The organism is uncultured Henriciella sp., assembly GCF_964005855.1.
Classification (GTDB): domain Bacteria; phylum Pseudomonadota; class Alphaproteobacteria; order Caulobacterales; family Hyphomonadaceae; genus Henriciella.
In genome coordinates, this window is sequence record NZ_CAXFSW010000032.1 from 1 (window position 1) to 10015 (window position 10015).

The following is a 10015-nucleotide window of genomic DNA, read 5'->3' on the forward strand; positions in this document are numbered from 1 at the left end:
TTGGAAACATTGGCGACGACCGCCTCGGCGATCTTGTCGATTTCCTTGTCCTTTAACGTCTCACCCTCCGGCTGGATTGTGACCTCAATGGCCACCGACTTCTTGCCGGGCTCGATGCCCTTGCCCTGATAGACGTCGAAGACATCCACCGCGGTGATGAGCTTCTTGTCGCCTGCGCGGGCCTGCCGGACGATGTCTGCAGCTGGCACGTCCTCATCGACCACGAAAGCAAAATCGCGGCGGATCGGGGTCCGGTCGGCGCGCTGGAGCACGGGCCGTGTCTTGGTGGCCTTGGCCTTCATCATCGGCAGGGCGTTGAGGTTCAGTTCGAATGCGTAGACGGGCCCATCGACATCGAGCGACTTCAGCACGCGCGGATGCAGCGCGCCGAAATGGGCCACCGTGATCTTCGGCCCGAGCTTCAGGCAGGCGGACTGGCCGGGGTGCCAGTGGGCCTGACGCGGCGCCTCAATCTGGAAGCGTTCCGGCGGCTGGTCGAGTTCAGCGAGGAGCGCGAAGAGGTCGGCCTTTGCGGCAATGGCATCATAGGGTGCGACTGCGCCGCTCCAGTGACGGGCAGCGACAGGACGCACCAGCGCCGCGACCACATTACGCTGATCCTTGGGCCCATCGCCGAGATAGACCGGCCCGGCCTCGAACAGGCGCATCTCACGCTCGCCGCGGTCCGCGCCCCGCTGAGCAGCGACGGCGAGGTTGGCGAGGATAGTGGGGCGCATCTGATTGAGTTCACTTGCGACCGGGTTGGAGATGGTCAGCGCATTGCTGCCACCGCCGAAAAGTTCTGCCTGCGCCTTGGGCATGAAGGACCAGGTGACCGTCTCCAGAAAGCCGCGTGCGGCCATGACACGCCGGGCTGTACGGATACGCGCCTGCGTCGGCGTCACGAGCGATTTGCGCCCGCCTTCAGGTATCGGCAGCGACTGGGTCGGTAGCTGGTCATAGCCGGTCAGACGCGCGACCTCCTCGACGATGTCGGCGGACTGTTCAATGTCGAAGCGCCAGCTTGGCATGGTGAGATACCAGGCCTCGCCGGTGTCCTCGAGACCGAAGCCGAGATCCTTCATCATTTTTTTGAGATCGGCAGCCTTGGTCTCGAGCCCTGTCAGGCGGGGCACGTCGCGCCGGTCGAACAGAACCTTGGGCTGGGGCGCTGGCGGCTGGCCGGCCACTTTTGCGTGCGAGACCTCACCGCCGCCATACTCCTTGATGAGCATGAGCGCGAAATTGAGGCCATCCATACAGCTTTGCGGATCAACGCCGCGCTCAAACCGGTAGCGGGCATCGGAAATGATGCCGGTATCGCGGCCGGTGCGCGCGGTGCGCATCGGATCGAACCACGCGCTTTCTATGAAGACGTCCGTTGTTTCTGCGCTGACCGCCGTCGACTGTCCGCCCATCACGCCGCCAAGGCCGATTGGGCCGCTCTCATCGGCAATGACACACATCTCCTCGCCGATGTCGTAGGTCTTGCCGTCAATGGCTTCGAGCTTCTCGCCCGCCTTGCCGAGACGGGCCGTGACAGCCCCCTTGAGTTTGGCTGCATCATAGGCGTGGAGCGGGCGTGCCCGGTCATAGGAGATATAATTGGTGATATCGACCAGAAGCGAGCGCGGGGTGATGCCGAGCGCTTTCAGACGCTGTTGCATCCATTCGGGCGACGGCCCATTCGTGACGCCCCGCACCAGGGCGCCAGCGAAGACCGGACAGGCCTCTGGCGCTTCAAGCTGGATGTCGACCGGGCAATCATAGCTGCCTTCGACCTTCTTGATGGGGTTTTCGATGAAACGCCCTGCACCGGCGGCGGCGAGATCACGGGCAATGCCCTGCACGCCCAGCCAGTCCGGCCGGTTGGGGGTCACTTCGAAGTCGATGATCTTGTCGGTGAGACCCAGGGCTTCGGCGGCCGGTGTGCCGACGGGCCAGTCGCCCTCAAGGTCGGCAATGCCGTCACTGTCCTCGCCTGCCTCAATCTCCTTGGTCGAGCAGAGCATGCCGTAGCTTTCGATGCCGCGAATCTTGCGGGGCTTTTTATCCAGCGAGAAATCGAGGCCTGGAATATACGTGCCGAGCGGCGCGTAGATGGCTGTCATGCCGGCGCGCGCATTCGGGGCGCCGCAGACGATCTGCCTGGTGCCGTCCTTTGTCTCGACGGTACAGACGCGCAGCCGGTCCGCGTCGGGGTGTGGCTCTGCTGCCGTGACGTGGGCCACGGTGAATTCAGACAGCTTTTCAGCCGGGTCCTCGACATGCTCGACCTCGAGGCCGGCCTTGAGCATTGTTTCAAGGATATCCTCAAGCGGCGCCTTGGTCGCGAGATAGTCCTGCAGCCATGAGAGCGTGAATTTCATCGTCTATTCCACTTCCGGGATCGGTTCGGTTTGAGGCGCACGCACATCGTCTGCGAGGTCCTCGAAGATATCTTTTTCACTGCGTTCGCAGCGTTTGACCGGTTCAGCGCGGGTCATGCTGACGCCCATACCAAGGCCGCGGGCCGTCCAGCAGCGGTCGAAGACAGAACAGTAGCAGATTTCCACATCGAGCTCGCTCCACACCGCAGCGGCGGCATTGCGCTGCTCAAGCGTTACTTCCCCGCGCGGCCAGTCGACACGTAGCGGGGTGATAGAATCGCCGGGCGCGACGGCCCGCCCGATCAGGCTTGACCAGGATTGCTGATAGCCGGGGGGGAAGGCGGCCGCATAGGGCGCAAGATCCTCAACCGGATCACCATCCTTGAGCACGTCCACCCGCTCGATCAGAGCCGGGCCGACACCGCTATTGGAGAGGCGTATACCCATGGCGGAGGTCTCGGGTGTTGCCGAAACGAACCCCTCGATCTGGACCACGGGATAGACAGCGCCATGCTGCTGGGCGCGCATCACACGGCCCTGGTCCCAGGCAATGAAGACGGCAATCGCGCTGGTCACAACCGCGCAGACCGCAATCAGCATTTCAGCCTTGTTCCCGTTGCCCATGGCCCGTCCTGCCTTCTAGCTCAGTCCACCGGACACGCTGGGCGACAGCCAGGGCCGGAAGCCATAATGGCGCGTCCAGCCGGCATCGGCCTCGAAATAGGGGCGAAGGTCAGGCATGCCGTATTTCAGCATGGCCAGCCTGTCGACGCCCATGCCGAAGGCGAAGCCCTGATACTCGTCCGGGTCGATGCCGCAATTGCGCAGCACGTTCGGGTGGACCATGCCGGAGCCGAGAATTTCCATCCAGCTGTCGCCCGCGCCGATCTCGATCGAGTCGCCGACCTTGGTGTATTTCACATCCATTTCCGCCGATGGCTCAGTGAACGGGAAGAAGTGCGGACGGAAGCGCGCCTCGACATTGTCGACCTCGAAGAAGTCGCGGACAAAATCAATCAGGCACCCTTTCAGGTGGCCCATATGGATATTCTTCTCGATCACCAGGCCTTCGACCTGATGGAACATCGGCGTGTGGGTGGCATCCCAGTCATTGCGATAGACCCGGCCCGGCACGAGGATACGGATTGGCGGCTTCTGCGTCTCCATGACCCGCACCTGGACGGGGCTGGTGTGCGTGCGCAGCACTTTGGGCGCGGCGCCTTCCTGTGGGTCGAAGAAGAAGGTGTCATGGGTTTCGCGCGCCGGGTGGCCTTCGGGGAAGTTCAGCGCGGTGAAATTGTGCCAGTCATCCTCAATGTCCGGGCCTTCCGCGACGGTGAACCCCATATCGCCGAAAATGGCCGCAATTTCCTCGAAGACCTGCATGACCGGGTGAAGCCGGCCTTCAGGCGCGGCCAGCGGCGGCAGGGTCATGTCTATCCGCTCGGTCTGGAGCTTTTTCTCCAGCTCGGCTTCTTCAAGCTCTGACTTGCGGGTCTCGACGGCGTCCTGCACGCGGTTTCGCAGGCCGTTCAGCTTCGGCCCCATCTCCTGACGCTCTTCGGGGCTCATGCCGCCAAGCGTCTTCATGAGGCCGGAAATGCGCCCCTTCTTGCCAAGCTCGGCAACGCGCACGCCATCCAGCGCGGCGAGGTCGCCGGCGGCGGAAATGGCGTCCAGCGCCTCTTTCTCGATCTTGTCAGTCTCAGACATGAAAAAGCCCCGTTGGGTTTAAGGCCAAACGGGGCTTTTCCGCCCCGCCTTGGCGGTCGGAAATAGCGGAGAAATGCGAAAAGCGGAACGCTTAAGCTGCGAGCGCGCCCTTGGCCTTCTCCACCAGGGCGCCAAAGGCATCCGGTTCGTTGACGGCGAGGTCGGCCATCACCTTGCGGTCCACTTCGATGCCAGCCTTGGTCAGGCCGTCGATGAAACGCGAATAGGTCAGCTCTTCGTCGTGGATGCGGACAGCAGCATTGATGCGCTGGATCCAGAGCGAACGGAAGGTCCGCTTCTTCTGCTTACGGCCGATATAGGCATACTGGCCGGCTTTCCACACAGCGGCGTGCGCCGTGCGGAATGTATTCTTGCGGCGGCCATAATAGCCTTTGGCTGCCTTGGTGATCTTCTTGTGGCGGGCGTGTGCCGGCACTTTATTGCGTGAACGGGGCATCTTGGCCTCCTGCTAGTTCAAATACGGTTCGAGTTCGGTCTGCTTCCGGCCTACAGGCCGTAGGGCAGGTACTTCTTGACGCGGTACTCGTCAGCCTTGGCCACCGGCTTGGTGCCGCGGTTCTGGCGGATGTACTTTGCGTTGTGGCTGATCAGGCGGTGACGCTTGCCGGCGACGCCGTGCTTGAGCTTGCCTGTGGCCGTGAACTTGAACCGCTTCGCAGCGGCCTTCTTGGTCTTCATCTTCGGCATTTCGATCTCCTGTCGGGACGCGCGAGGCGACCACTGTCTAGTCGTTCATGAGCCCGCAGGCATGCCGTTCTGGCCCGCAGTGCTCGAAAGAGGGCGCTTATGACGGAAAGGGGGGCAGGAATCAAGGTGCCAGACCCGCTGGCGCTGCGTTCAATTCAGCTTTTCGCGTCATCTCCGGAATCCCTGGTCCCGCTGGTTTCCTGTTCGACCGCCACTTTGATGTCATGGCCCAGCATGTCCTCTACATAGAGCATCTTCACAAGGACGAAGACGACGACCGCAAGCGGCGTCGCAAACAGCATGCCGACAAAGCCCAGAAGGGCACTGAACGTAACCACCGAAAACATGGTGAGGACCATTGGGAGCGAGACCACACGCTGCTGGACGTAAGGGGTGATAAGATTGGACTCCAGCTGTTGTACGAGCACATAGACTCCAGCGGCCCACAGCGCAGTTTCCGGACTGACCGATGAGGCCGCGAGAATCCCCGGCACCGCTGCGATAATCGGACCGACAATCGGGACGAATTGCGCAACAAAGGCAAAGATGCCGAGCGCGACAGCGGCCGGAACACCGATCAGTGTGAGACCGAGCCATGTCAGCAGGCCCACAACCGTCATCGAGACCAGCTGGGCGATCAACCAGCCATTTAGCGCGCGTCCACTGGCATTGAGGGCATGGCGAAAGCGCTCCTGCTGGTGGGCGGGGACAAGGATGACGAGGCCATCGCGATAGCGCGCCGGATGGGCGGCGAGATACAGACCGGCTGCCAGAACGACGATAATACTGACCGTGCCGCCAAAGGCGCTTGCGAGGAAGGATGGTGTGCCACGGGCAATGTCCATCGCCTGCGGGCCGGCCGGAAACATGTCAGCCGCCATGCGGCCAAGTTCTGAGGCTTGCAGACTGTTCTGAAGCGCATTGATCCGTTCAGGCAGAATGGTGAGCAGTTCGTCGGCCTGGCTGGTGAACTTGAAACCAAAGAATACGCCGACGCCGATCAAGCTGCCGGCAACGAGTACGACTGATACAGCAAGACAGAGCGGAGCCGGCATGGGCGTGCGCTGCCGAAGCGGATCCATGATCGCGCGCAGCAACACGGCGACGATCACGGCACCGAAGACCAGAACCAGCACACTCGCCAGTTCGACAAGGACCATCGCGAGCATGATCGCCGCGAGGATGAAAAGAGAGCGGGTGATGAAGACGCGGTCAAGCGCGCGGCGGTCGGCAGATTTTGGGCTGGCCATTGACGTCCGTTTCGGCCTCTGTTGCCGGCGCCGCGGTAACGAAACCAGGGAGAAACCGGTGTTCACAGCATGACAAGCGCCCGGCAGGAGGCCGGGCGTCTGCTACATGACGGTTATGAGGCCGGAATGTTCCCGCCGGGGTGCGCGTGCTGTTCTGAGAAGCCCGCTTGCCCGCTTCTAACGCGGCGCCATCACCATGGTCATCTGGCGGCCTTCGAGCTTTGGCTCAAGCTCAACCTTGGCGACTTCCTCAAACTCCTCCTTGACCTTCTGGAGCAGCTCCATGCCGAGATGCTGGTGAGCCATCTCGCGGCCGCGGAAGCGGAGAGTCACTTTGACCTTGTCGCCTTCCTCGAAGAAGCGGGTCATCGACCGTGTCTTCACCTCATAATCATGGGTGTCGATATTCGGGCGCATCTTTATTTCTTTGAGCTCAGCCGATTTCTGCTTTTTCTTCGCAGCGGCTTTCTTCTTCTGCTCTTCGTAGCGAAGCTTGCCATAGTCGATGATCTTGCAGACCGGGACGTCCTGGTTGGGCGAGACTTCAACAAGGTCGAGGCCAGCTTCAGAAGCTGCGTCCAGGGCAGCCATAAGCGGCATAACACCCTGTTTTTCACCATGTTCGTCGATCAGCAGAACCTTGTCTGCCTTGATGTCCCTATTTGTGCGCGGCCCAGTGTTTCTTTTGGATGGCGGTGCCGCATGCGGTCTACGTGCTATGGCTCTTCTCCTTCGAGCAGTTAAAACAGTGCCGTAATATGCCTCTAACAGGCATTATTTTCAAGATTGCCCGACCCGTTCGCGGCCAGGAATGACACCAAGCATCTGAACGGCCTGCCAGACGTCACGCACGCTGAGCTCGTCGAGCGTCGGGGCTTCGCAGATAATAATCTGCGACCCGCGCGGCGCGGCCTTGTCAGGATCGCTCTCGCTTGTTGCAAAAAGGGCAACGCCCGGACAGCCGGAAAGTGCCGCCATGTGCATGGGGCCGGTATCATTTCCGACCGCGAACAGCGCCTTTTCTGCCAGGGTAACGATCTGGAAGAGGCTGGTCCGGGTGACGAGATTCTTGGCACGCGGCTCTGAGGACTTGATGGTCTGGGCGATTTCTGACTCGGCTTTCGAGCCAATGAGGACAGGTGTCACGCCGGATTCAGCAATGCGCGAGGCAAGGCCGGCATAGTTTTCCGGCGACCAGCGCTTTGCGGCGCGATGGCTGGACGCGCCCGGGATCATCAGCGCATAGGGGCCGTGCAGGCTGAAATATTCGGGCAGCAGCGACGGCGTATCGCCCAGGGAGCGGCGCACAAATGACATGTCCGGCATGGGCGGCCACGCCCCGCCCACACGCTGCGGCCCAATTCCGGCTACTTCGAGCTGGGCGGCAAGCCGGTCGATACTGTGCATGTTTCCGCGCGCCGGATCCTTATGCTCAAAGGCAGCGCCCCGGGCATGGCCCGACCAGAGCGGCGGGTTGCGGAAAGGCATGTTCAGGGCCTTGAAATAGTTCGCCGTGCGCCCGGAGGTCTGCAGGTCATAGATGACATCGTAGCGCTGGCTGCGAATGCGCTTGATAAGCTCACGTGTCGCTTTCATGCCGGCCGGGCGGCCATCGGTCTCGATTTTCTGGAAGAAGCCGGTCGCCTTGGCCAGTGCCTCATAGGGCGGCGTGGTCAGCAGGGTTAGCTGCGCTTTCGGATGGGCGGCGCGGATCGCGCGCATGGCCCCAAGCGCCAGGACGAAGTCGCCCAGTGCGCTCAGCTTGATGATAAGGACGCGCCTGGCATTCTCACCAGGGTTCACGCTTCTGCTCACTTCTGCCTCTCCTCGCGTGCGTCAAAGACACGCTTGTAAACAGACAAGGTTGCCGCCTGCAGGCCGCGCTTGGAAAACCGCTCCCGCACATGGACGCGGCCCGCCTCGCCAAGCGACTGTCTTTCAGCGGGATCCAATGCAAGCAGCGCGCCGATTCCCGTGGCGAGCGATGCCGGGCTGCCCGGCTCAACCCTGAGCCCCGTGCGGCGGTCTTCGATGATTTCGCGCTGGCCACCATGATCTGCGACGATCACCGGCTTGCCCATGGCTGACGCTTCGGCCGCGACCCGTCCAAAGGCTTCAGGGCGTGTGGAGGGGGCCAGAACGATATCGCTGGCCATATAGGCAGCCGCCATATCCTCTGTATGGCCGACAATCCTTACAGCATGTTCGAGGCCGAGCTCGGCAATCGCCCGCTCCAGTTCGTCAACATAATCGTCGCGTCCCTGGGCATCGCCGGCAAGGACAAGGATGGCGCCGGAGCGCAGCGATTCATCCACCTGGGCCATGGCTTCAATGGCGACGCGCTGGCCTTTCCAGCTGGTCAGACGGCCAGGAAGCAAAAGAACGGTCGGGTCAGCCGCCTCGATCTGCCAGGCGCGGCGGGTTGCGGTCACCCGGTCTTCGGAAACGCTCCCGGGCGCGAAGACATCGAAATCGACACCCCGCGGAATGGTGACCAGCCGGTCGCCCGTCACACCGTGGGTGTCCTGCACATGATCGGCCGTCCATTCGGAATTGGCGATAACGACATCGCCGCGCGCCATGACCGAATTATAGACTTTTTTCAGCGCGGACCGCCCTGAATAGGCCCCATGATAAGTTGTCACAAAAGCCGTGCCAGTCCGCCGCGCTGCCCAGAGCGCGCTCCAGGCCGGGGCGCGCGAGCGGGCGTGGACAAGATCGGTGCCGGTCTCCTCAATGAGGCGGGCGAGTTTTCCGGCATTGGAGATAATGACCGCTGGATTCTTTGAGCTGAGCTTCAGCGTCCTGTGTTCAGCTCCCAGCGCCTCCAGCGCTGGCACAAGCCGGCCACCTTCACTGGCGACGATCGCGCGGCCGCCAGCCTCCATAATGGCTTCAGCGACTTCCAGCGTCGTACGCTCTGCGCCCCCGGCAGAAAGCTCGGGTATGATCTGCAGAATCGTCCTGCTGCGCAGGTCTGGCAGCGCCGTCTCCGTCATGCGCGCAGTCTCTCTCTCCACAGGCTGCCCCGCAAGGGCCACCATCGCGTCATCGGCCCGCTCTAGCGCGTTCCGCCCTGAAACGCCAAGCCACTTGCTTGACATTAACTGCAGCCCGCGGGAGGCATCGCCCCATGACGAGAGATGTTTTCACGAGCCCGCAGGGGCGCAAGATCGCCTACCGCGTCACGGAAGGGTCGAGCGGCCTGACCTTTGTCTGGCTGTGCGGTTTCAAGTCCGACATGATGGGCGGCAAGGTGACGGAGCTGGAAGCCTGGGCGAGGTCGCAGGGACATGGCTTCCTGGCTTTCGACTATTCCGGACACGGCCAGTCCGGTGGCAGGTTCGAGGACGGCACAATCAGCGCCTGGCGCGAAGATGCGATTGCGGCGATAACCGCACAGACATCAGGCGACCTTGTGCTCGTCGGCTCCAGCATGGGTGGCTGGATGGCACTTCTGTCGATGCTGGCACTACCAGAGCGCGTGAAAGGTATGGTGCTGATCGCGCCCGCGCCGGATTTTACCGAAAAACTGATGTGGCCGGAATTCGACGAAGCGGCGAAAGTCCAGATCATGGAGAAGGGCCAGCATCTTCGGCCATCGGATTATGGTGACCCCTACCCCATTACGCGGGCGCTGATCGAGGATGGCAAGACTTGGTCAATTCTGGACAAGCCGATCAAATTCGATGGCCCGGTCCGCATCCTTCAGGGCATGCAGGACCCGGATGTGCCGTGGCAACATGCCGAAAAACTGGTGACGGCGATGACAAGCCAAGACCTTGTCTTTCAGCTTATCAAGGATGGCGACCACAGGCTGTCACGCCCGCAGGACATCGCGCGGCTGAAAGCCACCTGCGCAGAAATCGCAATCGCGGTGAAAGGTGAGGCAGGCGCCTAGTTCGGGCGCTGCTGATCCTCGCCCGTCATACCGTCCCAGAACTTCTTGACGCGGCCGAGAAAGCCTTCGCTTTC

General features: G+C 61.9%; 10 protein-coding genes. 1 reads left to right on the forward strand and 9 read right to left on the reverse strand.

What is annotated here, in order from left to right:
- From pheT to ABNU55_RS15345, 9 genes are all read right to left on the reverse strand, one after another.
- The coding region (gene pheT / locus ABNU55_RS15305; protein WP_348764559.1) for a phenylalanine--tRNA ligase subunit beta at window positions 1–2369 on the reverse strand (2369 nt) is incomplete at its 3' end.
- A 3-nt stretch (window positions 2370–2372) separates the two neighbouring features.
- The gene (locus ABNU55_RS15310; protein WP_290752886.1) at window positions 2373–2993 is read right to left on the reverse strand and encodes a hypothetical protein; all 621 of its coding nucleotides are present in this window, start codon (window positions 2991–2993) and stop codon (window positions 2373–2375) included.
- A gap of 15 nt (window positions 2994–3008) precedes the next feature.
- A complete protein-coding gene (gene pheS, locus ABNU55_RS15315) occupies window positions 3009–4082 on the reverse strand; it encodes a phenylalanine--tRNA ligase subunit alpha (RefSeq protein WP_290752883.1) in 1074 nt (357 codons plus the stop codon).
- A gap of 91 nt (window positions 4083–4173) precedes the next feature.
- The gene (rplT, locus tag ABNU55_RS15320) at window positions 4174–4539 is read right to left on the reverse strand and encodes a 50S ribosomal protein L20 (protein WP_290752880.1); all 366 of its coding nucleotides are present in this window, start codon (window positions 4537–4539) and stop codon (window positions 4174–4176) included.
- A gap of 50 nt (window positions 4540–4589) precedes the next feature.
- Window positions 4590–4790 (reverse strand): 50S ribosomal protein L35, encoded by a 201-nt coding sequence (rpmI, locus tag ABNU55_RS15325; protein WP_290753228.1) that lies wholly within the window; start codon window positions 4788–4790, stop codon window positions 4590–4592.
- 155 nt (window positions 4791–4945) lie between these two features.
- Window positions 4946–6040, reverse strand: a complete 1095-nt coding sequence (locus ABNU55_RS15330) for an AI-2E family transporter (protein ID WP_348764560.1) — start codon at window positions 6038–6040, stop codon at window positions 4946–4948.
- Window positions 6041–6217: 177 nt separating this feature from the next.
- Complete coding sequence (gene infC / locus ABNU55_RS15335) at window positions 6218–6760, reverse strand: translation initiation factor IF-3 (RefSeq protein ID WP_290753287.1); 543 nt, start codon at window positions 6758–6760, stop codon at window positions 6218–6220.
- 60 nt (window positions 6761–6820) lie between these two features.
- Complete coding sequence (locus ABNU55_RS15340) at window positions 6821–7855, reverse strand: glycosyltransferase family 9 protein (protein WP_290753233.1); 1035 nt, start codon at window positions 7853–7855, stop codon at window positions 6821–6823.
- On the reverse strand, window positions 7852–9144 hold the full coding sequence (locus ABNU55_RS15345; RefSeq protein WP_290753235.1) for a glycosyltransferase family 4 protein: 1293 nt from the start codon (window positions 9142–9144) through the stop codon (window positions 7852–7854). Before ABNU55_RS15345 ends, ABNU55_RS15340 begins: the two co-directional genes overlap by 4 nt.
- A 29-nt stretch (window positions 9145–9173) precedes the next feature.
- On the opposite strand from ABNU55_RS15345, the gene ABNU55_RS15350 reads away from it, so the two are divergent.
- Window positions 9174–9941 carry an alpha/beta hydrolase gene (locus ABNU55_RS15350; RefSeq protein WP_290753237.1) on the forward strand — a complete coding sequence of 256 codons (768 nt, stop codon included), beginning with the start codon at window positions 9174–9176 and terminating at the stop codon, window positions 9939–9941.
- The last annotated feature ends 74 nt before the right edge of the window (window positions 9942–10015 follow it).

Coding starts and splice junctions, on each gene's coding strand:
- ABNU55_RS15345 (WP_290753235.1), bottom strand. CDS start 9,144: ATGTCAAGCAAGTGGCTTGGCGTTTCAGGGCGGAACGCGCTAGAGCGG.
- rplT (WP_290752880.1), bottom strand. CDS start 4,539: ATGCCCCGTTCACGCAATAAAGTGCCGGCACACGCCCGCCACAAGAAG.
- rpmI (WP_290753228.1), bottom strand. CDS start 4,790: ATGCCGAAGATGAAGACCAAGAAGGCCGCTGCGAAGCGGTTCAAGTTC.
- ABNU55_RS15350 (WP_290753237.1), top strand. CDS start 9,174: ATGACGAGAGATGTTTTCACGAGCCCGCAGGGGCGCAAGATCGCCTAC.
- ABNU55_RS15310 (WP_290752886.1), bottom strand. CDS start 2,993: ATGGGCAACGGGAACAAGGCTGAAATGCTGATTGCGGTCTGCGCGGTT.
- ABNU55_RS15330 (WP_348764560.1), bottom strand. CDS start 6,040: ATGGCCAGCCCAAAATCTGCCGACCGCCGCGCGCTTGACCGCGTCTTC.
- pheS (WP_290752883.1), bottom strand. CDS start 4,082: ATGTCTGAGACTGACAAGATCGAGAAAGAGGCGCTGGACGCCATTTCC.